This is a genomic window from Rhodococcus oryzae, assembly GCF_005049235.1.
Lineage (GTDB): Bacteria > Actinomycetota > Actinomycetes > Mycobacteriales > Mycobacteriaceae > Rhodococcus_G > Rhodococcus_G oryzae.
In genome coordinates this window covers 612,018-635,547 of record NZ_SUMD01000001.1, presented here as the reverse complement: position 1 = coordinate 635,547, position 23,530 = coordinate 612,018, and the positions used below count along the sequence as shown (strand labels likewise).

The window sequence follows — 23,530 nt, the reverse complement described above, 5'->3', positions numbered from 1 at the left end:
CATGAAAGGATCGGGGCCATGTCGAGTTCCGCATCGTCGCCGTCCGCACCGTCATCGGACACCGCCCCGGTGAACACCGCCTCCGCCGCGCCCGGCACCGCCGCCCGGCAGCGGGTGCTCTCCGGTATCCAGCCCACCGCCGACTCGTTCCATCTCGGCAATTTCCTCGGGGCGCTGCAGCAGTGGGTTCCGCTGCAGGACGATTTCGACGCCTTCTACTTCATCCCCGACCTGCACGCGATCACGGTCCCGCAGGAGCCCAAGGAGCTGCGGCGCCGGACGAAGATCGCGGCCGCCCAGCTGCTGGCGCTCGGCATCGACCCGGATCGGTCGACGCTGTTCGTGCAGAGCCAGGTGCCCGAGCACGCGCAGCTCGCGTGGGTGCTGAACTGCATCACCGGCTTCGGTGAGGCCAGCCGGATGACGCAGTTCAAGGACAAGTCCGCCAAGCAGGGCACCGAGTCCGCGACGGTGGGTCTGTTCACGTATCCGGTGCTGATGGCGGCCGACATCCTGCTCTACCGCCCGCAGCGGGTCCCGGTGGGCGAGGACCAGCGCCAGCACCTGGAGATGGCGCGTGACCTGGCGCAGCGGTTCAACACCCGGTTCGGCAAGGCGTTCGTGATCCCCGAGGCGCAGATGATCAAGGGCACCTCCAAGATCTACGACCTGCAGGACCCCACGTCGAAGATGAGTAAGTCGGCGGCGTCCGCGGCCGGGCTGATCAACCTGCTCGACGACCCGAAGGTGTCGGCGAAGAAGATCAAGTCCGCGGTCACCGACAATGAGCGCGAGATCCGCTTCGACCGGGAGAACAAGCCGGGCGTGAGCAACCTGCTGACCATTCAGTCCGCGCTGTCCGGCACGAGCGTCGAGGACCTGGAAAAGGGCTACGAGGGCAAGGGCTACGGCGACCTGAAGTCGGATACGGCCGAGGTGCTGGTGGAGTTCGTGACCCCGCTCCGCGCGAAGGTCGACGCGTACATGGCCGACCCGGCCGAGCTGGACCGCATCCTGGATGCGGGCGCGCAACGGGCCCGGGAGGTGTCCGAGCGGACTCTGGCGACGGTCTATGACAAGGTGGGGTTCCTGAAGTACAAGGGGTGATCCGGGTGCCGGACGTCAAAGCGCTTCTCGAGCGTCTGCGTGCGGCGCGGCCGTGGCTTGATCACCTGATCCGAGCGGGCGGGCGGTACCAGGCGCAGAAGGGCGACTACTTCGCGGCCGGGATCACCTATTTCAGCGTGTTCGCGCTGTTCCCGCTGCTGATGGTCGGCTTCGCGGCCACCGGTTTCATCCTGGTCGGGCATCCCGAGCTGCTCACATCGATCCACGAAGCGGTCAGCAAGGCGATGCCGGGCGACCTGGGCGTTCAGATCAACCAGCTGATCGATGCCGCGATCGCCGCGCGCACCACCGTGGGTGTGATCGGTCTGGTCGTCGCCGCGTATTCGGGACTGGGTTGGATGGCGAACCTGCGCGAGGCGCTCAGCGCGATGTGGGACCAGCGCCATCCCACTGCGGGGTTCGTGCGGACCAAGCTGAAGGATCTCGCGAAGCTGGTGGGTCTGGTACTCGCCCTGATCATTTCGGTTGGTCTGTCCATTATCGGTGAGGGCAGCACCACCGGGCGGGTCCTGGAATGGCTCGGCATCGACGACATCGGGTGGGTGGGGACCCTGGTGCGCCTCCTGTCGAGCGTGCTCGCCGTGGTGGCGACATGGGCACTGTTCGTCTGGGTGATCGCCCGGTTGCCCCGCGAACCGATCACCCTCCGCAGCGCGGCGAAGGCGGCGCTGTTCGCGGCGGTGGGGTTCGAGGTCTTCAAGCGGCTGGGCGTGATCTATCTGAGGGCGGTCACCAACGGACCGGCAGGCTCCACCTTCGGCCCGATCATCGGCCTCCTGGTGTTCATCTACTTCACGGCGCGGTTGGTGCTCTTCTCCACGGCGTGGGCGGCGACGGCGCACGAGAACGAGGTGAAGGCGTTTGTGCCGCCGCCGGATCCGGCGATCATCGAGGTGAAGCAGGCGCCCGCGAGGGGGCCGACGATGTCCGAGGCCCTCGCCCTGGTCGGGGTGGGCGCGGCGGCCGCGGTCGGACTCGGCGGATTGATGCGTCGGCGCAGGCGCCGCGACTGACGATCGGCCGGCCGGCCGGCCCGGTCAGCGCCGGCGTCGGAGCCGCGCGGCCGCCACGAGGAGCATGCCGACGATCGCCGAACCGACCACCGCGACAGCGGTTCTCGAGAACCCGGGACTGGAGTCCGCGGGCGCGGCCGCGGCGATCGGACCGCCGACCGGACTGGCCGGTGGTGCGGCCAGGGTCACCGGCGCGGCCTCCTGAGCCTCGGCCGAGTCGGTCAGGGTGCCGACCGTTTCCGACGCCGGGAGCGCGAAGCCGTAGTCGAGGAGTCGGGCGGCCTGTTCCCACGGGCGAATCGGTTTGACGTCACCCGCCATCAGGGTCACCACGAGCGTTCGGCCGTTGCGTTCGGCGGCACCGACGAAGGTCTGCCGCGCATCGTCGGTGTACCCGGTCTTGCCCCCGAGTGCGCCGTCGTAGTTGTAGAGCAGCTTGTTGTCATTGGCGAGGGTGAACCCGGGATGGTCCTTGTCCTCCGGGTCGGTGGGGTCCTTCGGAAATCCCGGGAACGGAACCGACTCGGTGCGGATGAAATCGGAGAAGGTCTTGTCCCGCATCGCTTCACGGAAGATCACCGCGAGATCGTAGGCGGAGCTGGACATGCCGGGTCCGTCCAGGCCCGACGGGGTGGCGGTGCGGGTGTCGAGGGCGCCGAGCGAGCGGGCGAGCTCGTTCATCTTCTCCACGGTGCGCTCGTCCCCGCCGAGCTGCGCGGCGAGCGCGTGCGCGGCATCGTTGCCCGAGGCCATCACCAGGCCCTGCATGAGCTGGCGGTTGGTGTATCGCCCGTCCTTGCCGAGGCCGACCGCGCTGCCCTCGGCGTTCGCGTCGTCGGCGGTGGCGGTGACGGTGGTGTCGAGGTCGAGTTCGCGAAGGGCGAGGATCGCGAGGAGCACCTTGATGGTGCTCGCCGGCCGGTAGCGCCCGTGCGGGTCCTTGGCCGCGATCACGGCGCCCGAGTCGAGGTCGGCGAGCACCCACCCGGTCGCGGAGATCTCGGCGGGCAGGCCGGGTGCGCCGTCGGGGGCGATGGCGCCGCACTCGCCGAGGCGGGCGCCGCCGACGGGCCGGGAAGGGACGGGCAGCGCGGCGGGCGCGGTCTGTCCGGGGGCAGGCACCTCGGAGAGATCGATGGCCTGCGGCGGGGAGTTGCGCTGCGGGCAGTGGTCGGTGTTCGGGGTGGTGAACGGCGTGGTGGTGGTCGTGCTCGAGTCCGGCGGAGTGGGGGAGGGCTGCGCGCCCGCCGGCGCGCCGACCAGGGCGATCGAGGCGACGGCGGCCAGTGCGGTCAGGGCTCGTGTGGGCGCGTTCATCGAGGATGCAGGGTATTCGACCCGGTGCTGGGGTCCAAGTTTCCACACCGGCCCGTGATCGAATCGGGTCGAGGGCGGCCATGCCGGCCGTGGTCGTGCTCGAATGAGCGTCATGACCACGAACCGGCACCGGGTGCGCATCGACGGGGACATTCTGCTGACGCTCGACGGCGACATCGTCACCATCGCGACGCCCCGATTCGCACCGGGGATCTTCTTCGTGCACGCCGAGCTCCTGGAGGTGCACGTCGTCCCCAAGGGGGAGGACTGGAAGGTGAGGCTCCAGACCACGGGGGTGAGCATTCCCTTCCAGGTATTGCCGTTCAGGGTGCCCGCCGCGCAGATCCCTGCCTTCAGCGCCTTCGTCGACCGCGCCAAGGAGGCGAGGGAGCGGTCGCTCCGGGACGAAGCCTCCTAAACGCGTTCGACACCGTGGTGGTGGAGCATTGCTGCCCTGAAATGTAGTAGGTATGCTATAAATCATCGAAGACTGATGACAGGGAGGGTTCATGACTTCGAACAATGAGGTTGTTCTCGATGTCGACACGCTGCGAATGCAGTACGACACGAACGAGGTTCTGCGTGACGTGACATTCCAGGCTCGTCGCGGCGAGGTGCTGGTCATGCTCGGCCCCAACGGGGCGGGCAAGACGACCACCATCGAAATCCTGGAGGGCTTCCGTGGCCGCTCGGCCGGCCGCGTCGAGGTACTGGGTGTCGATCCCGAACAGGGCGACGAGCAGTGGCGCGCTCGGATCGGCGTCGTGCTGCAGTCCTGGCGCGATCATGCGAAGTGGAGGGTGCGTGAGCTGCTCGCCCATCTCGGCGCGTACTACCGCCCCTACTCCACCGACCGGGTCCAACGCCCCTGGGACACAGACGAACTCATCGAGCTGGTCGGCCTCTCCGAGCTGGCCGACGCCAAGATCTCCACGCTGTCCGGTGGTCAACGGCGCAGGCTGGACGTGGCGATCGGCGTCGTCGGCAGGCCCGAGCTGCTGTTCATGGACGAACCGACCGCGGGCTTCGACCCGGCGGCGCGGCGCGACTTCCATGATCTGGTGCACCGGCTGGCGGACCTCGAGGACACCACCGTGCTGCTGACCACGCACGACCTCGACGAGGCCGAGATCCTGGCCGACCGGATCCTGATCCTGGCCGGCGGCCGGATCATCGCCGACGGTTCGCCCGACGAGCTGTCCCGGTCGATCGCAGGCGAAGCCCAGGTGAGCTGGACCGTCGACGGTAGGCGTTTCGTCCACACCACCACCGAGTCGACGAAGTACGTGCACGAGCTGTTCAAGCAACACGGCGAGGACATCGCCGACCTCGAGGTGCGCCGAGCCTCGCTGGAAGACACCTACATGACCCTGGTCAAGCGCGCCGAGTCCGGCGAAGCGACCGAGCCCGTCCACACCCTTGCGGAGGTCGCCCGATGAACGCCACTGCCACCCGTGCCGGTCTCGCCCGCGGCGGAATCGAATTGCGGCAGCTGTACACAAACGGCCCCGACCTGATCGGCCAGTTCCTCACACCCGCAATCGCGCTCGCAGTGCTTTTCCTGCTGCGTGGCCGGATGTACGGCGACAGCGGGCTGTCCGTCGCCGAGCTGGCCGTGCCGGGTCTGCTCGGCAGCATCATTGCGTTCAACGGCATGTATGCCCTGCTCAACGTGCTGGTGCTGGACCGCGAGGACGGCACGCTGTTGCGCGCCAAGGCGGTGCCGCGGGGCATGACCGGCTACTTCGTCGGCAAGATCGTGGCCTCCGCCGGATCGGTGATCGTGCAGGTGGTTGTCGTGCTCGGGGTGGGCATGGTGATCATCGGCGGCTCCTCGCTGTCCGGTCCGGGCGCGGTGGTGACCTTCGTGTGGGTGGTGGCCCTGGGGCTGCTGGCCGTGCTGCCGTTCGGCGCGATCCTGGGCAGCGTGCTCGACACGCGGACGGCCTTTCTGCTGACGATGCCGCTGATGGGATTGATCGCGATCTCGGGCATCTTCTACCCGATCACGGCGTTGCCGGGCTGGTTGCAGGCCGTCGGCCAGTCCTTCCCGATGTACTGGCTCGGCCTCGGCATGCGCTCGGCGCTGCTGCCCGACGAGGCGGTCGCCATCGAGATCGGCCAGTCCTGGCGGCACCTCGAGACCGCGGCGGTGCTGGGCGTTTGGGCCGTCGCAGGCCTGATGATCGCGCCGGTAGTGTTGCGACGCATGGCGCGTCACGAATCAGGATCGAGCATGGCCGAGCGGCGGGACAAGGCGATGCAGCGTGCCTTCTGAGGTCATCTACAACCGCATCGCGATGCTCCGCGCCGAGCGGGGCATCTCGCGGCGGGAACTGGCCGAGGCGCTGGGGGTGCACTATCAGACCGTTGGCTACCTCGAGCGGGGCGAATACAGCCCCAGCCTGCACCTGGCGTTGCGGATCGCGGCCTACTTCGAGGTGGCGGTGGAGGTCGTGTTCTCCACGGAGCCCTTTCCCCGGCTGGGGTCGGGCAGCGAGACAGCCTGATCATTCCCAACATATGGTTCTCGTGTCTTAAATAATGGACTCGACTGTGTTGGAATGTAGGCAACAGGGAGGGGCTGTTGTGGAGTTGCTGGAGTGGGACGCCGGAACGTACGACGCGCTGCCGCTGCCGCACAAACGGTGGGGTGCGGCCGCGATCGCGCGGCTGGAGCTGAGTGGCAGCGAGACCGTGCTCGATCTCGGCTGCGGGACGGGACGGGATGCCGAACGGCTTCTCGGATTGCTCCCGCAAGGCCGGGTGATCGCCGTGGACGGCTCCGCGCAGATGCTGCGGGAGCTGCGCACCCGGCTGGCATCGCAGCTGGATCGAATCGACGTCCTTCAGGCGGACGTCCGCGAACCGATGGTCCTGCCACGGCCGGCCGATGCGGCGCTGAGCGTGGCCACCCTGCACTGGCTGCCGGACCACGCCGCGGCATTTCGCACTGTGGCCGCGGTGCTGCGGCCAGGTGGGAGGTTCGTCGCCGAGGCGGGAGGCGCGGGCAACCTCGCGACGTTCCGTACTGCTCTGAGGGCCGTGAGCGGCGCCGACGGCAGCGAGATCTGGAACTTCGCCGGTGCCGCCGAAACGACCGATCGCCTCCGGGACGCGGGATTCACCGACATCGACGTCCGCCTGGTCGAAGATCCGGCGAGCCTCGAGCGCGGCGAGCAACTGGAAGCATTCATCGGCACCGTGGTGCTCGGTGCCCAGCTGCGTGAGCTGCCCGTGGACGAGCGCAGGCCGTTCGTACACGCCGTTGCCGAACGGCTGCCCGAACCGGTTCTCGATTACGTTCGGCTGCAGATCAGCGCGAGGAAGCAATCCGTACCGTGAATCCGATCTCCGACCGCTACCGCCGTCGTGCCGAGGCGTTCGAGCGAAAGATCGCCGCCGCGGTGCCGGGGCAGTGGTCCGAGCAGTCCCCGTGTGCGGCGTGGACGGCGCGTGACGTGGTGGCGCACATCGTCGCCATGCACGCGGCCATGCTGCGTCCGGTCCATCGCGACCTCGGTCCGGCGCCCTCGGTCGGGGACGATCCGCTCGCGGCCTTCCGGTCGGCCCGCGCCGATGTCCAGGCGGTGCTCGACTCCCCGGAGCTGGCCGAGGCCGAGTGCGACACCCCGACCGGACGGATGTCGGTCGAGCGGCAGATTGACGAGGTCCTCAGTGACGATCTGGTGCTGCACGGATGGGACCTCGCCCGGGCGACCGGCCAGGACGACGCGATGGATCCCGAGGACGTCGCCCGGCTGTGGTCGAGCGCGCTGGCGATCCCGGCCGAGCTGATGCAGAAGCTCCGGACGCCTGGCGCGTTCGGGCCCGGCATCGAGGTGTACGGACCGGAGGTGGCGGTCCCGGAAGACGCCCCGCTCCAGGACCGGTTACTCGGGCTGCTCGGGCGCGACCCCCGCTGACCCCGCATTCGACTGTGGGAGCGCACCGGAATCCGCCGTGGCCTTGTGCTGCTCCATCTGAGCAGTGCCGGCATCCGTCAGGGTCGGTGGATGGGCGTGGGGGCCTGAAAGTCATGGGCGACCAGGAATCGGGCAGTGGTGCAGGCCAGGTCGATCGGGTCGGGCTCGGTCAGGTCGAGTGCCGAGGCGATACGCTGTGCGTCCGCCACGGGAAAACGGTCGTTGCTGACGAAGACGAGGGCTTCGGCGGGTAGTCCGGTCCAGCGGCTCAAGCCCGCCCGCAGGCCGAGGGCGGCGAGTGGAACCGGGACATGGACCCGGGGAGCGCGCACGCCCAGGTCACCGGCGACTGCCGCGAGCAGGTCGGCCAGGGGCGGAGTATCGGCATGTAGGAGCCAGTATTGCCCTCCAGCGGTGTCGGCGAGATGCGGTGCGCGGGAAATGAACCGGGCAAGGAAATCGACTGCGACGAGGGGAAACCAATGGTCGCGTCCGCCGGGGACGAGGGGCAGTCGTCCCCGGTGCAGTGCGTGAACGAGGTCGGGCCAACCCCAGAACTGGGTTGTCTCGCCCGTGCGGGAATCGCCGACGGTTGGTCCGGGGTGCACAGTGGTCAGCGGGATGCCCTGAGCTTGGGTGAGTAGACGGACGCGGGCATCGGCGTCCAGTTTGGAATCGTGGTAGCGATTCGTCGAAAGGCGTCCGGAACGGCGGTGCTGGAATCCGCTGGCGAGCACCAGTCGTTCGAGGCACGGTGATGAGGCGGCGAGTGCTGTGACCCGCTCTGAACCCTGGACGTTGACCTCCTCGGCAATCTCTGGAGCGAGGCCGTAGGACATGGCCGCGCCGAGATGGAACATACGCCGAGCGGTGCGGGCAACCGCGAGATCCTCCGCGTCGAGTCCGAGACCCGGCGCGGCGAGGTCTCCGGACAGGCCCAGGACGAGATCGCCACGGCCGCCGTGGGCGTCGACCCAGGATCGCAGCTCTCTGAGCCTGTTGCCGCTGCCGCGCAGCAACACCGCGGTCCGTTGACCCTCGGCGGTCAGTTCGGGCAGCAGCCATCGGCCGATGAAGCCGGTGCCGCCGGTCACGAGGGCATCGATGTCCGTCACCTGGTGAGCTCCATCGAGACGAGGGTTGCGACGCGGTCGGCGACCCTGCGCACGGGGGTGGCGTCGCGTTGGGTGCGGGCGAGTAACAACGCACCTTCAAGGGACGAGAGGGCTACGAGAGCCAGTTCGGAGGCCGTGTCGACGGACATCCCGAATCGGGCGAGGTAATTGGCGATGGATGTGAGCCACTGGTCGTAGCCTGCGCAACACGCGTCGCGAACTGCGGCACTGTCGGAGCTGGCGTCAAGAGCGACGGTGGCGATCGGACACCCGTCGAGAAAATCCGAGGCCTCCAGTCGGCTGGCGAGGAGTTCGGCCATGGTGCAGATCGCGGCTGCCGGGTCCGGCGAGTCTTCGATGACCGCGTCGATGACCTGGCCGAGCTCGTTCGCCCCCAAGCCGACTGCCTCTGCAGCCAGCTCCTCCTTGCCTCCGGGGAAATGGAAGTACAGCGACCCTTTTGGTGCATCCGCCTCGGCGAGAACCTGATTGATCCCGGTTGCGTGGTATCCCTGCCTGCTGAACAGGATTCGCGCCGTCGCCAATACCTGTGCCCGTGTCTCGCCTCGCGCTGCCATGCCAAAAATATAGAGACCGGTCTAGTAATTGTCGAGTTCTGCCTACTCGGGCTGCTCGGGCGCGACCCCCGCTGACCCGGACCCGCCGACGGTCGAGCGGGGCACCATGTCCACCTCGATCCGGTCCCAGGTCTCCAGCGATCGGATCCCGGCCGTGCACACCGCGGCGGCGGCATAGCCGTCCCAGGCGCCAGGGCCGTCGACGCAGTCACCGGTCCCGCCGCCTGCCCGGACGGCGTCCACCCAGCGCTGGACCTCGCTGTCGTAGGCCTGCCCGAACCGCTCCCGGAAGCCGGGCGTGATCTGACCGCCCCACCGGCCGGGGTCGGTCCGCCGCACCAGCCCGACGTCGAGGCCGATCATGGCGCTGCCCCGCTCGCCGACGACCTCGGTCCGCACCTCGTAACCCAGGCCGCTCGTGACGAAGGCCTCGATGTCCACCATCCGGCCGGTCTCGGTCTCGAGGATCACCAGCTGCGGATCCTGAAGTCCTTCCGCCGCATGGGAGCTCGGCGTCGGCCGCAGCACCGTGATCGCCATGATCTCCTCGCCCAACAGGTACCGCGTCGCGTCGATCTCGTGCACCACCGAGTTCCAGATCACCGCCGCGCTGTCGCACCCCGGTGGCACCGCAGGGTTCCGATGGACGCAGTGCATCACGAGGGGCTGGCCGAGCTCGCCCGCATCGATCAGGGACTTGAGCCGCTGGTGCTCGTGATCGAACCGGCGCATGAACCCGACCTGCACGAGCCGCCGACCGAGTTCCGCTTCCCGCCTGACGATCTCGAGTGCGCCCTCGGCGTCGGTGGCCAACGGCTTCTCACAGAGCACCGGCTTGCCCGCGTTCACGCAGGCGAGTGCCTGCTCGGCATGCACGGCACTCGGCGTGGCGAGCAGGACCGCGTCCACGTCCTCGACGGCGATGGCCTCGAACGGATCGGCCACCAGTTGCGCATCCGGTGCGTTCGACCCGACCTCCGCGGCCCGTTTCGCAGAGGCGTCGCTGATCACCGTGACCCGCGCGCCGCTGATCCGCCGGTTGATCCGGTCCACATGATCGGCCCCCATGACGCCGACGCCGAGCACGGCCACCCGCAGGTCCTCGGTACCAGACATGGTGTGCTCCTCCTGATCAGTCGAACCGGAGAGCCGGGACACCGCATCCCGACAGGTACTTCTGGGTGCGCGCGGCGATGGGTAGCGGCACATCGCCCGCACACGGATACAGGTCCTGCTCGACGATCGCGAACAGGTCCACGTCCAGCTTCTCCACCGCGGCGAGCAGCGGGGGCAGTTCGGGGATGCCGCGCGGCGGTTCGACCATCACCCCGAGCATGACGGCCTCGCCGAACGTCAGGCCCTGCTCGTCGGCCTTGGCGACGATGGCCGGATCGACCTGCTTGAGATGCAGGTAGCCGATGCGGTCCGGGTAGTCGCCGATGATCGCGAGGTTGTCGCCGCCGCAATAGCTGATGTGGCCGGTGTCCAGGCACAGGTTCACGAACCTCGGATCGGTGTCCTCGAGAAACCGGACGACCTCGTCCTGCCTGCCGACGTGACTGTCGGCATGCGGGTGGTAACGCAGCGACACCCCGAACTCCTCGAACATCGCCCGGCCGAGCCGGTCGACCCCGGATGTCTTGGCGCGCCACTGCTCCGGGGTGAGGTGGCTGTCCTCGCGCACGGTCCCGGTCGCGGGATCGCGCCACATCTCGGGTATCACCACCACCTGGCGTCCGCCGGCCCCGGCCGTCAGCGCGGCCACCCGGCGGACGGCATCCCACACCGCATCCCAGGAACCCGGCTGGTGCAGGCGCTCGAAGACGGTGCCGGCGGACAGCCGGAGGTCGCGGGCACCGAGCTCGTCACGAAGGCGCTGCGGGTCGGTGGGCAGGTACCCGAAGGGGCCCAGCTCGATCCACCGGTAGCCGGCCGCGGACACCTCGTCGAGGAACCGCCCGTACGGCACCTGTCGCGGGTCCATACCGAACCACACACCCCAGGAGACTGGCGCCGATCCGACCCGGATCACGCTCATCGTTGCTCCTCTCCAGCCGCTCGGTCCGTCTCTGCGCTCTCGGACGGGCGCAGGTGGTGCCGCTGGGCCCGCTTGCGGGATTCGTACCCCGCGCGGGCCTGCCGGGCGGACGGCAGGGTCGAGACCTCGGAAACCGGTACATCCCACCAGGACCCGCTGTCCGGCGCGGAGGTCAGCTGGTCGGTCTCGACATACAGCACCGTGCTGTGCGCGCTCGTCTTGGCGGTCTTGACGGCGTCGGTGAACTCGCTCGCGGTGCTGGCCGAGATGACGTCGACACCGAGACTGGCGGCGTTCGCGGCGAGGTCGACCGGCAGCGGGCCGCCGCCGAGTCGACCGTCCGGCGACCGGTACCGGTATCGGGTGCCGAAGCGCTGCGAGCCAACCGAGTCCGACAGCGATCCGATCGAGGCGAACCCGTGGTTGTCCACCAGCACGACGATCACCTTGATCCCTTCCTGGACCGCCGTCACCAGTTCGGTGGCCATCATCAGATACGAACCGTCGCCGACCATCACGAACACATCGCGCCCGGGGCAGGCCATCGCGACGCCGAGACCGCCGGCCACCTCGTATCCCATGCAGGAATAGCCGTACTCCACGTGATAACTCGCGCGGTCGCGCACCCGCCACAGCTTGTGCAGGTCACCCGGTAGCGAGCCCGCCGCGCACACGACCACATCCGTCGGGTCCGAGAGCGTGTTCACCAGCCCGATCACCTCGGCCTGGGTGAGACCCACGCCCGCGGACCGATAGACCGCGTCGACGGCGGCATCCCAGATCGTCACCAATTCGGTTGCCCGCATCCGGTATTCCTGCGCCACCCGGTGATCGTGCAGCTCCGCGGTGAGGGCGTCGAGCGCCTCCCTGGCGTCCGCGACCACGCTCACCCCGGACAGCTTGGCGGTGTCCGCGGAGGCGACGTTGATGTTGACGAACCGCACGTCCGGATCGGCGAACGCGGATCGGGAGGCGGTGGTGAAGTCGGTGTACCGGGTGCCGATCCCGATCACCACGTCGGCCGCGGCGGCGAGCTCGTTCGCGGCGGTGGTCCCGGTGGCGCCGACCGCACCGACGGACTGTTGGTGCTCCGACGCCAGCGCGCCCTTGCCGGACTGGGTCACCGCCACCGGGATCCCGGTGAGCCCGGCGAACCGGGCCAGCGACTCGGACGCGTCCGAGTAGAGGACGCCGCCGCCTGCGACGATGAGCGGTCTGCGTCCGGCGCGGATCACCTCGACCGCGCGCGCCAGCGCGGCGCGCTGCGGCAACGGGCGTCCGACATGCCAGACCCGCTCCGCGAAAAGCGATTCGGGCCAGTCGTGCGCCTGGGTCTGCACGTCCTGCGGGATCGCCACCGTCACCGCGCCGGTCTCGACCGGATCGGTGAGCACCCGCATCGCGCCGAGCAGGGCCGCGGGCAGCTGCTCGGGCCGCCACACCCGGTCGAAGTACCGCGACACCGGCCGGAAGGCGTCGTTCACCGTGACGTCGCCGCTGCCGGGCAGCTCCAGCTCCTGCAGGACCGGGGCGCCGACCCGGGTGGCGAAGGTGTCGGCGGGCAGCAACAGCACCGGCAGGTGGTTGATGGTGGCGAGCGCGGCGCCGGTGATCATGTTCGTCGCACCCGGTCCGACGCTCGTCGTCACCGCCCAGGTCTGCAGCCGACCGCGCGCCCGGGCGTACGCGGCGGCGGTGTGCACCATCGCCTGTTCGTTGCGTCCGAGCACGTACGGCATCAGGCCCGGGCTCTCGAGCTCGGCTTCCAGCAGTGCCTGCCCGAGGCCGGCGACGTTGCCGTGGCCGAAGATCCCGAGAAAGCCCGCGAACAGCCGGACGCGGTCGCCGTCGCGCTCGGTGTACTGGTTCGCCAGGAACCGCACGGCAGCCTGGGCGACCGAGAGCCGCACCGTCGCTTCGGTGTTCGGTACGTCCTGTCGCTCAGCCACGTTCACGCTCCTGCGGTCCGGGTAGGGGCAGCCGGGGGTCGACGTCCTGGCCGAGCCAGGTCTGCCTGATCCAGGCGTGGGCGGGATCGTCGACGATCCGCCAGGAACGCCCGGTGCCGGTCCCGGACATCACGTTCAGGTAGTACATGTCGTAGCCGGGCGCGGCCACGGACGGTCCGTGGTAGCCGTGCGGCACCAGCACGGCGTCCCCGGTGCGCACCTCGGCCAGCACGTCGATCGGTCGCTCCGGCGTGCCGTACACCCGGTGGAACCCGAACCCGCGACGGCCCCGGTCCACCGACCGTCCTCCGGTCTCGCCGAACTCGAAGTAGTAGATCTCCTCGAGCGCGGACTCGCGTGCGGTGTCCTCGTCGTGCTTGTGGCTGGGGTACGAAGACCAGTTGCCCGCCGGGGTGATCACCTCGCAGGCGAGGATCGAATCGGCATCGAAGGTGTCGGCCATCGCGAAGTTGTGCACCTGACGACTGCAGTGCCCGGCGCCGCGCAGCTCGACCGGGACCGCGGCCGCCGCGACGTGGCGGAACGGGAGGTCGGTTGCCGCCCGCGCGCCGCACAGGGCAAAGCGCCCGCCGTCCACACTGCCCACCGCGTACGCACGTCCCCGCCCGACGTAGCCGAAATCGCTCGGTCCGTCGAACACCGATCGCCGACCGGCGAGGGCGATCTCGCGGCCCTCGCAGCCAACCGCGGCGGACCCGGACAGCGGCAGCACGATGATCTCGTCGTCGCCGGAGTCGAGGTCGACCTGCCCGCCAGGCGGCAGCTCGAGGATCCACAGGCTCGACGCGCTCCAGCCCGCCGACTTCGGGGTGATGGCCAGCGCGAACGGGCCGTCGGCGGCGGTGCCCGCGGGGAGGTGGTTCGCGTCAGGCATCGACGGCTCCAACGGCGGACTGTTCGGCGAGGGCCGCGACCTCGTCCGATGTCGGCATCGCGGTGGAGCATTCCAGGCGCGAGGCGACGATGGCGCCCGCCGCGTTGGCATGGCGCAGCGTCTTCTCCAGCGGCCAGCCGGCGAGCAGGCCGTGACAGAGGCTGCCACCGAAGCCGTCACCCGCGCCGAGCCCGTTGACCACCTCGACCGTGGCGGGCGGGACGGTCACCGTCTCGTCCCGCGTTCGCGCGAGCACGCCTGCAGGCCCACGTTTGACGACCGCGAGCTCGACGCCGAGGTCGAGCAGCGCGTCGGCCGCCCGGCGTGGATCGCATTCGCCGACCGCGATCTCGCACTCCTCGAGATTTCCCACCGCGACGCTGACCTGTTGCAGTGCCAGCCGCGCCGCGGCGGTGGCCGACGCGGGGGAGTCCCAGAACATCGGCCGGTAGTCGAGGTCGAGCACCGTGTGCCGAGCGCGGCCCCGCGCCAGCCAGGCGGCGAAATGAGCGTCGCGGCTTGGCTGTTCGGACAGGCCGGTCAGCGTCGACCAGTACAGCGCCGAGGACCGGACGGCCGCGGTGTCGATCTCGTCCGCGCGCAGCTGCAGGTCCGGCGCGGCGGGGCGGCGGTAGAAGTACAGCGGGAACCGGTCGGGCGGGAAGATCTCGCAGAACGTGATCGGTGTCGGGTACTCCTGATCCGTGCGGACGTACCGGTTGTCGACGCCGAGGCGGGCGAGTTCCGCGCGCACGAACGCGCCGAACGGATCGCGGCCGACGCCGGAGATCAGGGCGCTGCGGAGGCCGAGGCGGGCCGCCGCGACGGTCACGTTTGCCGCGCTGCCGCCCAGGAACTTGCCGAAGAGCTGAGCGTCCTCGAGGCCGACACCGGTCTGCATCGGGTAGAGATCGACGCCGCATCGCCCGATGGCGAGCACGTCGAACAGTCGATTTCCCGTGTTTGCCAAGAGGGACTCCCGACGTTGATGGAGACTGATCTCTGATGCAAACTCTGCGCCACTCCGCAGGGGAATGTCAACCATTTGTCCTGACATTCTAACTTTCGGTCGACTGGTGTTAATCTTCGCCTCAGCCTGCCTTCCGGTGGCCGCACGGGCGCGGTCGCCGTCGATGATCGGAGCCGAGAGTGGCTGCACCGCTTGCCGTTGAACTCGACCGGTCGAGTCCGGTGCCGCTGTACTTCCAGCTGGCACAGGCGATCGAGGGCGCCATCCTGGGCGGTGACCTGGGGCCGGGGGACCGGTTCGAGAACGAGCTGGATCTCGCCAAGCGGCTGAACCTGTCCCGGCCCACCGCCAGGCGCGCCATCGCGGAACTGGTCGACAAGGGACTACTGGTGCGCAAGCGTGGCGTCGGAACCCAGGTGGTGCAGGGTCCGGTACACCGTCCGATCGAGCTGACCAGCCTCTTCGACGACCTCGCCAAGGCCGGCCAGAACCCGACCACCACGCTGCTCGAGTACCGGGTCGGCGCGCCGACCGAGGACGTCGCGCGGGAGCTGAACCTGCTCGGCCAGGAAGAGGTCACGACCATCCGCCGGCTGCGTCTGAGCAACGGCGAGCCGCTCGCGCTGATGACCAACCATCTGCCGGCCGCCCTCGCGCCAGGACCCGAGGAACTGGAGACGCACGGGCTGTACCAGTCGCTGCGCACCCGCGGGGTGCACATCCGCCTCGCGCGGCAACGGATCGGGGCCAAGGCCGCCGACCGGGCCGAGGCCGCGCTGCTCGGCGAGAAGGTCAGGGCGCCGTTGCTGACGATGAACCGCACCGCCTTCGACGACGAGGGCCGGGTGGTGGAGTTCGGCAGCCACGTCTACCGGGCGACCATGTACCACTTCGACATGACCGTGGTCGATCGGTAGGCACCGCCCGCGGTGGCCCGGAGTGACTACCGTGGATCTGGGTGACGACGAATGGCCGAGACGATCAGGCTGTTCCTCGCCGGGGACGTGATGACCGGCAGGGGAGTGGACCAGATCCTGCCGTGTCCGGGCTCGCCAGCGCTGCGGGAGCGCTGCGTTCGCGACGCGCGCGAGTACGTCTCGTTGGCCGAGCGGGCGAACGGCACGATCGCCGCGCCGGTCGACTACGACTGGCCATGGGGCGAGGCGCTGAAGGTCCTCGACGAGTCCGGGCCCGACCTTCGGGTGGTCAACCTGGAGACCGCCGTCACCACATCCGATGACTACGCGCCCAAGGGGATCAACTACCGGATGCACCCGTCGAATGTCGGGGTGCTCCCCGCCGCCGACATCGATGTCTGCGCCCTGGCGAACAACCACATCCTGGACTTCGGCATTCGCGGTCTCGAGGAGACACTGCGCACGCTTGGCCGCGCGGGTGTCCGGCACGCGGGCGCGGGCCGGACGCCCCGGCAGGCGTGGGCGCCGGTGGCGGTGCACACCGCAGCGGGCCGCGTGCTGATCTGGTCGATGGGCGCAGAGTCCGCAGGTGTCTCGCCCCGGGACGCGGCGAGGGGCGGACGCCCCGGTCTGGCGCTGCTCGCGGACATGTCGAACAGCGGCGCCGACGCCGTGATCAACCGGATGCTGCGGGCGCGCCGCGAGGGCGACCTCCTGGTGGCGTCCGTCCATTGGGGATCGAACTGGGGTTTCGGCGTGCCAGGGGCGCAGGTGCGGTTCGCACACCGGCTGGTCGACGGCGGCGTCGATATCGTCCACGGTCATTCGTCGCACCACCCGCGCCCCGTCGAGATCTACCGAGGCAGGCCGATCCTGTACGGCTGCGGCGACCTGATCAACGATTACGAAGGGATCGGTGGGTACGAGCGGTTCCGTGACGACCTCAGGCCGCTGTATCTGGTCACTCTCGATGCCGGGACGCACGAGCTGCGCGAGCTCCGGATCGTGCCGATGCAATCCAGGCGGATGCGGCTGCGCCGTGCCTGCGCCGCCGACACCGAATGGCTACGCGGGGTCCTCGACGGACTCGGTCGCGACTTCGGAACCCGGGTGGACGCGGCAGGCGGCGGTGCCCTGCTCGCCCGACCGGACCGGGGGAGGGAATGACAAAAGGCGCGGTTCCCGTTGCCGGAAACCGCGCCTTGAGTCTGTGAATTGCTTAGCGCGTGAACAGCAGAGCGCGCTTGACTTCCTGGATCGCCTTCGTCACCTGGATGCCACGGGGGCACGCGTCGGTGCAGTTGAAGGTGGTGCGGCAGCGCCACACGCCGTCCTTGTCGTTCAGGATGTCCAGACGCTCCGAGGCACCCTCGTCACGGCTGTCGAAGATGAACCGGTGCGCGTTGACGATCGCGGCGGGGCCGAAGTAGCTGCCGTCGCTCCAGTAGACCGGGCACGAGGTGGTGCAGCACGCGCAGAGGATGCACTTGGTGGTGTCATCGAAGCGCGCGCGGTCGGCCTGCGACTGGATGCGCTCGCGGGTCGGCTCGTTGCCGGTGGTCATGAGGAACGGCTTCACGGCGCGGAACGCGTCGAAGAAGGGCTCCATGTCCACGAGCAGGTCCTTCTCCACCGGCAGGCCCTTGATGGGCTCGACCGTGATGGTGAGGGTCTTGCTGGGGTCCTTCGGCAGCATGTCGCGCATCAGGACCTTGCAGGCGAGCCGGTTCACGCCGTTGATGCGCATGGCATCGGAACCGCAGACGCCGTGCGCGCAGGAGCGACGGAACGTCAGCGTGCCGTCCAGGTAGCCCTTCACGTAGAGCAGCAGGTTCAGCAGGCGGTCGGTCGGCAGGGTCGGGACCTGGAAGCTGTCCCAGTGCTGGCCCTCGCCGTCCTCGGGGTTGAAACGGGCGATCTTGAGGGTCACCATCACGGCGCCCTCGGGAACGGGCGGCAGCGCGGGGGCGTCCTTGTCTACAACGGGTGCGGACATCAGTACTTACGCTCCATCGGCTCGTAGCGGGTCATGACTACCGGCTTGTAGTCGAGACGGATGTCGGAGAGCAGACCGTCGCCTTCCTTGTAGGCCATGGTGTGCTGCATGTACTCGGCGTCGTTGCGGTCCGGGTAGTCCTCGCGCGCGTGGCCGCCGCGGGACTCCTTGCGGTTGAGCGCGCCGACGACGGTCACCTCCGCCATCTCCAGCAGGAAGCCGAGCTCGACGGCCTCGAGCAGGTCGCTGTTGTAGCGCTTGCCCTTGTCCTGCACGGTGATGTGGTTGTACCGCTCCTTGAGGGCGCGGACGTCCTTGAGTGCGTTGCTCAGCGTGGTCTCGGTGCGGAACACGGATGCGTTGTTGTCCATGGTCTGCTGCAGCTCGGTGCGGATGTCTGCGACCCGCTCGCTGCCGTGGTCGGAGAGGATGACCGCGAGCCACTCCTCGACCATCTTCGCCGGGTTCTCCGGCAGCGGCACGAAGTCGGTGTTCTCGGCGTGCTCGGCGGCCGCGATGCCGGCGCGACGGCCGAACACGTTGATGTCGAGCAGCGAGTTGGTGCCGAGACGGTTCGCGCCGTGCACGGAGACGCAGGCGCACTCGCCGGCGGCGTACAGGCCGGGAACGATGTCGTCGTTGTTGCGCAGCACCTCACCGCGGATCTTGGTGGGGATGCCGCCCATCACGTAGTGGCAGGTCGGGTACACGGGCACCAGCTCGGTGACCGGGTCGACGCCCAGGTAGGTGCGGGCGAACTCGGTGATGTCGGGGAGCTTCTCCTCGAGCACCTCCTCGCCGAGGTGGGTCACGTCGATGTAGACGTAGTCCTTGTTCGGGCCTGCGCCGCGGCCCTCGAGCACCTCGAGCACCATGGAACGGGCCACGATGTCGCGGGGCGCGAGGTCCTTGATGGTGGGGGCGTAGCGCTCCATGAAGCGCTCACCGTCCGCGTTGCGGAGGATGCCGCCCTCGCCTCGGACGGCCTCCGAGATCAGGATGCCCAGGCCGGCGAGGCCTGTCGGATGGAACTGGTGGAACTCCATGTCTTCCAGGGGCAGGCCCTTGCGGAAGATGATGCCCATGCCGTCACCGGTGAGGGTGTGGGCGTTGGAGGTGGTCTTGTACATGCGTCCGGAGCCGCCGGTGGCGAACACGATGGACTTGGCATGGAAGACGTGGATCTCGCCGGTGGAGAGCTCGTAGGCGATGACACCCGTCGCGACGGGGCCCTCCTCGGTCTCCGTCAGCGCGATGTCGAGCGCGTAGAACTCGTTGAAGAACTCGACGTCGTGCTTGACGCAGTTCTGGTAGAGCGTCTGCAGGATCATGTGACCGGTGCGGTCCGCGGCGTAACACGCACGGCGCACGGGCGCCTTGCCGTGGTCACGGGTGTGCCCACCGAAGCGGCGCTGGTCGATCTTGCCCTCGGGGGTCCGGTTGAACGGCAGACCCATCTTCTCGAGGTCGAGGACCGCGTCGATGGCTTCCTTGGCCATGATCTCGACCGCGTCCTGGTCGGCGAGGTAGTCGCCGCCCTTGACGGTGTCGAAGGTGTGCCACTCCCAGTTGTCTTCCTCCACGTTCGCCAGCGCGGCGCACATGCCGCCCTGGGCCGCGCCGGTGTGGCTGCGGGTGGGGTAGAGCTTGGTCAGGACCGCGGTGCGCACCCGAGGGCCGGCCTCGATGGCTGCGCGCATGCCGGCGCCGCCGGCACCGACGATGACCACGTCATAACGATGTTCCTGCATGTAGTTTCTGCTCCCCTAGCTCGCGACGATATTGGGGTCGAAGGTGAAGATGACGTAGGTGCCCAGGCCCATGATCAGGATCATCGACACCACGAGAACCGTGTTGAGCCAGAAGCGCGTCGAATCCTTGCGCGAGTAGTCCGCGATCACGGTGCGCAGGCCGTTGCCGCCGTGCAGCTGGGCGAGCCAGAGCATGGTGAGGTCCCAGAACTGCCAGAACGGGCTGGACCAGCGACCCGCGACGAACGCGAAGTTGATGCGGTGCACGCCGTTGTCCACCATCAGCATGATGAACAGGTGCCCCAGGACCAGCACGATCAGCGCGAGTCCGGACAGGCGCATGAACAGCCAGGCGTAGAGCTCGAAGTTGTTCTTCGCGACGCGACGCGGCGAGCGCGGGTTCTCCAGGCTGGCGGGACGGTCGTAGGACGTGCCGAGAGTCTTGGCTTCAGTCATGTCAGTGCCCCGCAAACATGTTGTAGAAGATGCGACCGGCGCCGGGAATCATCACGACGAACCAGATCGCGATGATGATCCAGAGCATCGGGCGCTGGTACTGCGGACCCTTCGACCAGAAGTCCACGAGCATCACGCGGACGCCGTTGAGTGCGTGGTAGAGAACCATCGCGACCAGGGCGAGCTCCATGAGCCCGACGAGCGGGTTCTTGTAGGTCTCGATTACCCGGTCGTAGGTGTCCGGGTTGACTCGCACCAGTGCGGTGTCGAGAACGTGGACGAAGAGAAAGAAGAATGTCGCGACTCCGGTGATCCGGTGTAGAACCCAGGACCACATGCCGGGGTCGCCCCGGTATAGCGACCGTGTGCGCTCCTTCGCCGGAGCGGCTTCAGTCGTGCTACTCATCGAGTGCTGTGCCTCCAACGTCTTTGGTGGACCTGCCGCACCCCGTTTGGCTGTTTCATCTGGGACGACCCTGGAGTTTTCAGCCTTGGCGCGACGTGTACCTGAACCGACTGACTGAACTGTAATCCCCGTCCAATCGGGGAACTAATTCGAGATGCGGTTCGTACGACGAGGTGGCTGCCTTCTTAGGTTTGCCTGTCCAATGGCTCGAGGGGCCATCTCGGGGATCTTCTGCATCCATTCAGTGGGCATGCCAGGATGGCTCACCGTGGCCCAAATCGATTGGAAAACGTTGCGCGACAATGCTGATCGCGCCATGAGATCCGCCTACGCGCCCTACTCCGGCTTCCCGGTCGGCGCGGCGGCGCTGGTCGACGATGGACGAATCGTCGTCGGATGCAATGTGGAAAATGTCTCATACGGACTCGGCCTGTGCGCCGAATGTGGACTGGTCAGTAACTTGCACTCTACGGGCGGCGGGACCCTCGTCGCCTTCAGTTGCCGGGACGGCAGCGGGCAGACGCTGATGCCGTGCGGGCGCTGCAGGCAACTGCTGCTCGAGCACGGCGGCGGCGACCTCCTGGTCGACGCTCCCGGCGGACCCGTGCCGCTCGCAGAGCTCCTACCTGCGGCGTTCGGGCCGCAGGACCTGGACCGGGTGCGGCAGGGCAGGGGGGCGAGGTCATGACCGATCCCGTCTCCGTCATCACAGCCAAGCGGGACGGCGGTGAGCTCAGCGCGGCGCAGATCCACTGGGTGATCGACGCCTACACCAGGGGCGAGGTCGCGGACGAGCAGATGTCGGCGCTGGCCATGGCGATCGTCTTCCGCGGACTCACCAGGGCGGAAACCGCCGCATGGACGGATGCGATGGTCGCCTCGGGCGGCCGGATGGACTTCTCGCGCCTGCGCAGGCCGACCGTGGACAAGCACTCGACCGGCGGTGTCGGCGACAAGATCACCCTGCCGCTGGCCCCGCTGGTGGCGGCCTGCGGGGCGGCCGTCCCGCAACTGTCCGGGCGCGGCCTCGGCCACACCGGGGGCACCCTCGACAAGCTGGAGTCGATTCCGGGCTGGCGAGCCGATCTCGGGGCCGAGGAGATCCACTCGATCCTGGCGGACCCCGAGATCGGCGCGGTGGTGTGCGCGGCGGGATCGGGGCTGGCACCCGCCGACCGCAAGCTCTACGCGCTCCGCGATGTGACCGGCACCGTCGAGTCCATCCCGCTGATCGCCAGCTCGATCATGAGCAAGAAGATCGCGGAGGGGACCGGGGCGCTGGTGCTCGATGTCAAGGTCGGCTCCGGTGCGTTCATGAAGAACCTCGACGACGCGCGCGAATTGGCGTCCACCATGGTCGATCTCGGCGCGGATGCCGGGGTCCGCACGGTCGCCCTGCTCACCGCGATGGACAGCCCGCTCGGCAACACCGCGGGCAACGCCCTCGAGGTGGCGGAGTCACTGGAGGTGCTCGCGGGCGGCGGGCCTGCCGATGTCGTGGAGCTGACGCTGACGCTCGCCAGGGAGATGCTCGCGGCGGCGGGCATCGACGGGATCGACCCGGAGCGGGCGCTGCGCGACGGTCGGGCGATGGATCGCTGGCGGTCGATGATCCGCGCTCAGGGCGGGGACCCACGCGCCGCCCTGCCGACCGCCCGCCATCACGAGGTCGTGCGGGCGACCGAGTCCGGCGTGCTGACCCGGCTCGACGCCATGGCCGTCGGTGTCGCGGCCTGGCGGCTCGGCGCGGGCCGCGAGCGTCAGGGCCAGGCCGTGCAGGCAGGCGCGGGGGTGCGCTGGCACGCCAAGCCCGGTGAGACCGTCGCCGCTGGTCAGCCGCTGTTCACGCTGTACAGCGACACACCACGCCTGTTCGACTCGGCGCTGGCCGCCCTTGCGGACGCGTGGAGCGTCGGCGACACGCCGCCGTCGACGCCGCTGGTCTTCGAGCGGATCGGCCTGAGCGGGTCTAGCGTCGGAGCATGAGCCCGACACCGCTCGATCTCGCCCACATCAGGACCGCACCGAAGGCACTCCTGCACGATCACCTCGACGGGGGACTGCGGCCGGCAACCGTGCTCGAGCTGGCCCAGCAGGTCGGCTACGACGCCCTGCCCGCCGACGACGCCGACTCGCTGGCGGAGTGGTTCGCCGAGGCCGCGGGCAGCGGCTCCCTGGTGCGCTATCTGGAGACCTTCGAGCACACGGTCGCGGTGATGCAGACGCAGGAGGGGCTCGCCCGGGTCGCCAGGGAGTGCGCCGAGGACCTGGCCGCGGACTCGGTGGTCTACGCCGAGGTGAGGTTCGCCCCTGAGCAGCACCTGGAGGCGGGGCTGAGCCTCGACGAGGTGGTGCACCACACGCTGCTCGGGTTCGAGGAGGGTGTGGCCGCGGCCCGCGAACTCGGACGCGAGCTCCGGATCGGCTGTCTGCTCACCGCCATGCGGCACGCCGCCAGGTCGCGGGAGATCGCGGAACTGGCCGTGCGGTTCCGGGATCGCGGGGTGGTCGGATTCGACATCGCGGGCGCGGAGGCCGGGCATCCGCCGAGCAGGCACCTCGACGCATTCGAGTACATGCGGACGAGCAACGCGCACTTCACCATCCACGCGGGCGAGGCGTTCGGGCTGCCGTCCATCCACGAGGCCATCGCGTTCTGCGGCGCGGATCGGCTCGGTCACGGGGTGCGGATCACTGACGACATCACCGTGGCCTCGGACGGCACCGCGAGCCTCGGCCGGCTCGCGAACTACGTGCGGGACAAGCGCATCCCGTTGGAGCTGTGCCCGAGCTCGAACGTGCAGACCGGTGCGGTGGAGAGCCTGGAGAAGCACCCCTTCGACCTGCTGGCGAGGGAGCGCTTCCGCGTCACGGTGAACACCGACAACCGGCTGATGAGCGCGACCAGCATGAGCGAGGAGATGCTGAAGCTGGTCACGACGTTCGGCTACGGCTGGAGCGACCTGGAGCGGTTCACGATCAACGCGATGAAGTCCGCGTTCATCCCGTTCCCCGAGCGCCTGCGCCTGATCGACGAGGTGGTCAAACCCGGCTACGCGGTGCTGATCGGCTAGC

The 23,530-nt window shown here is 68.8% G+C and carries 25 protein-coding genes; 13 read left to right on the top strand and 12 right to left on the bottom strand.

The genetic code is table 11. The annotated features are described in order from the left end of the window. Positions 1–18 precede the first annotated feature (18 nt). Together trpS and yhjD are read left to right on the top strand one after the other, a co-directional pair. Positions 19–1,107 (top strand): tryptophan--tRNA ligase, encoded by a 1,089-nt coding sequence (gene trpS / locus FCG67_RS02885; protein ID WP_246044756.1) that lies wholly within the window; start codon positions 19–21, stop codon positions 1,105–1,107. Between the two features lie 5 nt (positions 1,108–1,112). Further along, the gene (gene yhjD / locus FCG67_RS02880) at positions 1,113–2,141 is read left to right on the top strand and encodes an inner membrane protein YhjD (protein ID WP_211243088.1); all 1,029 of its coding nucleotides are present in this window, start codon (positions 1,113–1,115) and stop codon (positions 2,139–2,141) included. 24 nt (positions 2,142–2,165) lie between these two features. Here the strand turns inward: yhjD and FCG67_RS02875 are convergent, their stop codons facing one another. Further along, the gene (locus tag FCG67_RS02875; protein ID WP_136906905.1) at positions 2,166–3,458 is read right to left on the bottom strand and encodes a D-alanyl-D-alanine carboxypeptidase family protein; all 1,293 of its coding nucleotides are present in this window, start codon (positions 3,456–3,458) and stop codon (positions 2,166–2,168) included. A 112-nt stretch (positions 3,459–3,570) separates the two neighbouring features. Between FCG67_RS02875 and FCG67_RS02870 the strand changes: the two genes are divergently transcribed. The 6 genes from FCG67_RS02870 to FCG67_RS02845 all read left to right on the top strand — a co-directional run bounded on the left by FCG67_RS02870 (position 3,571) and on the right by FCG67_RS02845 (position 7,384). Beyond that, positions 3,571–3,876 carry a hypothetical protein gene (locus tag FCG67_RS02870; protein WP_136906903.1) on the top strand — a complete coding sequence of 102 codons (306 nt, stop codon included), beginning with the start codon at positions 3,571–3,573 and terminating at the stop codon, positions 3,874–3,876. A gap of 91 nt (positions 3,877–3,967) precedes the next feature. Continuing rightward, on the top strand, positions 3,968–4,897 hold the full coding sequence (locus tag FCG67_RS02865; protein ID WP_136906901.1) for an ABC transporter ATP-binding protein: 930 nt from the start codon (positions 3,968–3,970) through the stop codon (positions 4,895–4,897). Beyond that, positions 4,894–5,736: an ABC transporter permease gene (locus tag FCG67_RS02860; RefSeq protein ID WP_136906899.1), complete on the top strand. Its 843-nt coding sequence runs from the start codon at positions 4,894–4,896 to the stop codon at positions 5,734–5,736. Before FCG67_RS02865 ends, FCG67_RS02860 begins: the two co-directional genes overlap by 4 nt. Beyond that, positions 5,726–5,968: a helix-turn-helix transcriptional regulator gene (locus tag FCG67_RS02855; protein ID WP_136906897.1), complete on the top strand. Its 243-nt coding sequence runs from the start codon at positions 5,726–5,728 to the stop codon at positions 5,966–5,968. Before FCG67_RS02860 ends, FCG67_RS02855 begins: the two co-directional genes overlap by 11 nt. A gap of 79 nt (positions 5,969–6,047) precedes the next feature. Continuing rightward, on the top strand, positions 6,048–6,803 hold the full coding sequence (locus FCG67_RS02850) for a class I SAM-dependent methyltransferase (RefSeq protein ID WP_211243087.1): 756 nt from the start codon (positions 6,048–6,050) through the stop codon (positions 6,801–6,803). Then, complete coding sequence (locus FCG67_RS02845) at positions 6,800–7,384, top strand: TIGR03086 family metal-binding protein (protein WP_136906893.1); 585 nt, start codon at positions 6,800–6,802, stop codon at positions 7,382–7,384. The genes FCG67_RS02850 and FCG67_RS02845 overlap by 4 nt, the downstream gene beginning before the upstream one ends. Before the next feature lie 77 nt (positions 7,385–7,461). Here the strand turns inward: FCG67_RS02845 and FCG67_RS02840 are convergent, their stop codons facing one another. The 7 genes from FCG67_RS02840 to iolC are packed head-to-tail and all read right to left on the bottom strand — an operon-like array spanning position 7,462 to position 14,929. Further along, a complete protein-coding gene (locus FCG67_RS02840; RefSeq protein ID WP_136906891.1) occupies positions 7,462–8,499 on the bottom strand; it encodes an SDR family oxidoreductase in 1,038 nt (345 codons plus the stop codon). Further along, entirely contained in the window at positions 8,496–9,077 is a 582-nt protein-coding gene (locus FCG67_RS02835) for a TetR/AcrR family transcriptional regulator (RefSeq protein ID WP_169310425.1), read from the bottom strand. Before FCG67_RS02835 ends, FCG67_RS02840 begins: the two co-directional genes overlap by 4 nt. A 42-nt stretch (positions 9,078–9,119) precedes the next feature. After that, complete coding sequence (locus FCG67_RS02830; protein ID WP_136906887.1) at positions 9,120–10,193, bottom strand: Gfo/Idh/MocA family protein; 1,074 nt, start codon at positions 10,191–10,193, stop codon at positions 9,120–9,122. 16 nt (positions 10,194–10,209) lie between these two features. Continuing rightward, positions 10,210–11,115 (bottom strand): sugar phosphate isomerase/epimerase family protein, encoded by a 906-nt coding sequence (locus tag FCG67_RS02825; RefSeq protein WP_136906885.1) that lies wholly within the window; start codon positions 11,113–11,115, stop codon positions 10,210–10,212. After that, a complete protein-coding gene (iolD, locus tag FCG67_RS02820; RefSeq protein ID WP_136906883.1) occupies positions 11,112–13,070 on the bottom strand; it encodes a 3D-(3,5/4)-trihydroxycyclohexane-1,2-dione acylhydrolase (decyclizing) in 1,959 nt (652 codons plus the stop codon). Before iolD ends, FCG67_RS02825 begins: the two co-directional genes overlap by 4 nt. Then, the gene (gene iolB, locus FCG67_RS02815; RefSeq protein ID WP_136906881.1) at positions 13,057–13,959 is read right to left on the bottom strand and encodes a 5-deoxy-glucuronate isomerase; all 903 of its coding nucleotides are present in this window, start codon (positions 13,957–13,959) and stop codon (positions 13,057–13,059) included. The genes iolD and iolB overlap by 14 nt, the downstream gene beginning before the upstream one ends. Beyond that, positions 13,952–14,929 carry a 5-dehydro-2-deoxygluconokinase gene (gene iolC, locus FCG67_RS02810; protein ID WP_281282315.1) on the bottom strand — a complete coding sequence of 326 codons (978 nt, stop codon included), beginning with the start codon at positions 14,927–14,929 and terminating at the stop codon, positions 13,952–13,954. Before iolC ends, iolB begins: the two co-directional genes overlap by 8 nt. 179 nt (positions 14,930–15,108) lie before the next feature. On the opposite strand from iolC, the gene FCG67_RS02805 reads away from it, so the two are divergent. Together FCG67_RS02805 and FCG67_RS02800 are read left to right on the top strand one after the other, a co-directional pair. After that, positions 15,109–15,846, top strand: coding sequence for a GntR family transcriptional regulator (locus tag FCG67_RS02805; protein ID WP_136906877.1), 738 nt, complete (start codon positions 15,109–15,111; stop codon positions 15,844–15,846). 51 nt (positions 15,847–15,897) lie between these two features. After that, positions 15,898–17,013, top strand: a complete 1,116-nt coding sequence (locus tag FCG67_RS02800) for a CapA family protein (RefSeq protein WP_136906875.1) — start codon at positions 15,898–15,900, stop codon at positions 17,011–17,013. 52 nt (positions 17,014–17,065) lie between these two features. Here FCG67_RS02800 and FCG67_RS02795 read toward each other — a convergent pair whose 3' ends face one another. From FCG67_RS02795 to sdhC, 4 genes are read right to left on the bottom strand one after another with little or no spacing between them, the layout of a single operon-like run. Continuing rightward, positions 17,066–17,842, bottom strand: a complete 777-nt coding sequence (locus FCG67_RS02795) for a succinate dehydrogenase iron-sulfur subunit (protein ID WP_136906873.1) — start codon at positions 17,840–17,842, stop codon at positions 17,066–17,068. Beyond that, a complete protein-coding gene (gene sdhA / locus FCG67_RS02790) occupies positions 17,842–19,593 on the bottom strand; it encodes a succinate dehydrogenase flavoprotein subunit (protein ID WP_077040952.1) in 1,752 nt (583 codons plus the stop codon). Before sdhA ends, FCG67_RS02795 begins: the two co-directional genes overlap by 1 nt. 15 nt (positions 19,594–19,608) lie before the next feature. Next, the gene (locus FCG67_RS02785) at positions 19,609–20,049 is read right to left on the bottom strand and encodes a succinate dehydrogenase hydrophobic membrane anchor subunit (protein WP_077040953.1); all 441 of its coding nucleotides are present in this window, start codon (positions 20,047–20,049) and stop codon (positions 19,609–19,611) included. Position 20,050: 1 nt separating this feature from the next. After that, positions 20,051–20,455: a succinate dehydrogenase, cytochrome b556 subunit gene (sdhC, locus tag FCG67_RS02780; RefSeq protein WP_072753666.1), complete on the bottom strand. Its 405-nt coding sequence runs from the start codon at positions 20,453–20,455 to the stop codon at positions 20,051–20,053. A 268-nt stretch (positions 20,456–20,723) separates the two neighbouring features. Here sdhC and FCG67_RS02775 point away from each other — a divergent pair, with 268 nt between their 5' ends. Genes FCG67_RS02775 through FCG67_RS02765 form a run of 3 tightly spaced genes read left to right on the top strand, consistent with a single transcriptional unit; the run spans position 20,724 to position 23,529 of the window. Then, complete coding sequence (locus tag FCG67_RS02775; protein WP_136906871.1) at positions 20,724–21,143, top strand: cytidine deaminase; 420 nt, start codon at positions 20,724–20,726, stop codon at positions 21,141–21,143. After that, a complete protein-coding gene (locus FCG67_RS02770) occupies positions 21,140–22,441 on the top strand; it encodes a thymidine phosphorylase (RefSeq protein ID WP_136906869.1) in 1,302 nt (433 codons plus the stop codon). Before FCG67_RS02775 ends, FCG67_RS02770 begins: the two co-directional genes overlap by 4 nt. Continuing rightward, positions 22,438–23,529: an adenosine deaminase gene (locus FCG67_RS02765; protein ID WP_136906867.1), complete on the top strand. Its 1,092-nt coding sequence runs from the start codon at positions 22,438–22,440 to the stop codon at positions 23,527–23,529. Before FCG67_RS02770 ends, FCG67_RS02765 begins: the two co-directional genes overlap by 4 nt. The last annotated feature ends 1 nt before the right edge of the window (position 23,530 follow it).

Bases quoted from the DNA above. Each gene is read 5' to 3' on its own strand.
- trpS (WP_246044756.1), top strand. From the start codon at position 19: ATGTCGAGTTCCGCATCGTCGCCGTCCGCACCGTCATCGGACACCGCC.
- FCG67_RS02875 (WP_136906905.1), bottom strand. From the start codon at position 3,458: ATGAACGCGCCCACACGAGCCCTGACCGCACTGGCCGCCGTCGCCTCG.
- FCG67_RS02870 (WP_136906903.1), top strand. From the start codon at position 3,571: ATGACCACGAACCGGCACCGGGTGCGCATCGACGGGGACATTCTGCTG.
- FCG67_RS02865 (WP_136906901.1), top strand. From the start codon at position 3,968: ATGACTTCGAACAATGAGGTTGTTCTCGATGTCGACACGCTGCGAATG.
- FCG67_RS02860 (WP_136906899.1), top strand. From the start codon at position 4,894: ATGAACGCCACTGCCACCCGTGCCGGTCTCGCCCGCGGCGGAATCGAA.
- FCG67_RS02835 (WP_169310425.1), bottom strand. From the start codon at position 9,077: ATGGCAGCGCGAGGCGAGACACGGGCACAGGTATTGGCGACGGCGCGA.
- FCG67_RS02830 (WP_136906887.1), bottom strand. From the start codon at position 10,193: ATGTCTGGTACCGAGGACCTGCGGGTGGCCGTGCTCGGCGTCGGCGTC.
- FCG67_RS02825 (WP_136906885.1), bottom strand. From the start codon at position 11,115: ATGAGCGTGATCCGGGTCGGATCGGCGCCAGTCTCCTGGGGTGTGTGG.
- iolB (WP_136906881.1), bottom strand. From the start codon at position 13,959: ATGCCTGACGCGAACCACCTCCCCGCGGGCACCGCCGCCGACGGCCCG.
- FCG67_RS02800 (WP_136906875.1), top strand. From the start codon at position 15,898: ATGGCCGAGACGATCAGGCTGTTCCTCGCCGGGGACGTGATGACCGGC.
- FCG67_RS02795 (WP_136906873.1), bottom strand. From the start codon at position 17,842: ATGTCCGCACCCGTTGTAGACAAGGACGCCCCCGCGCTGCCGCCCGTT.
- sdhA (WP_077040952.1), bottom strand. From the start codon at position 19,593: ATGCAGGAACATCGTTATGACGTGGTCATCGTCGGTGCCGGCGGCGCC.
- FCG67_RS02785 (WP_077040953.1), bottom strand. From the start codon at position 20,049: ATGACTGAAGCCAAGACTCTCGGCACGTCCTACGACCGTCCCGCCAGC.
- sdhC (WP_072753666.1), bottom strand. From the start codon at position 20,455: ATGAGTAGCACGACTGAAGCCGCTCCGGCGAAGGAGCGCACACGGTCG.
- FCG67_RS02770 (WP_136906869.1), top strand. From the start codon at position 21,140: ATGACCGATCCCGTCTCCGTCATCACAGCCAAGCGGGACGGCGGTGAG.
- FCG67_RS02765 (WP_136906867.1), top strand. From the start codon at position 22,438: ATGAGCCCGACACCGCTCGATCTCGCCCACATCAGGACCGCACCGAAG.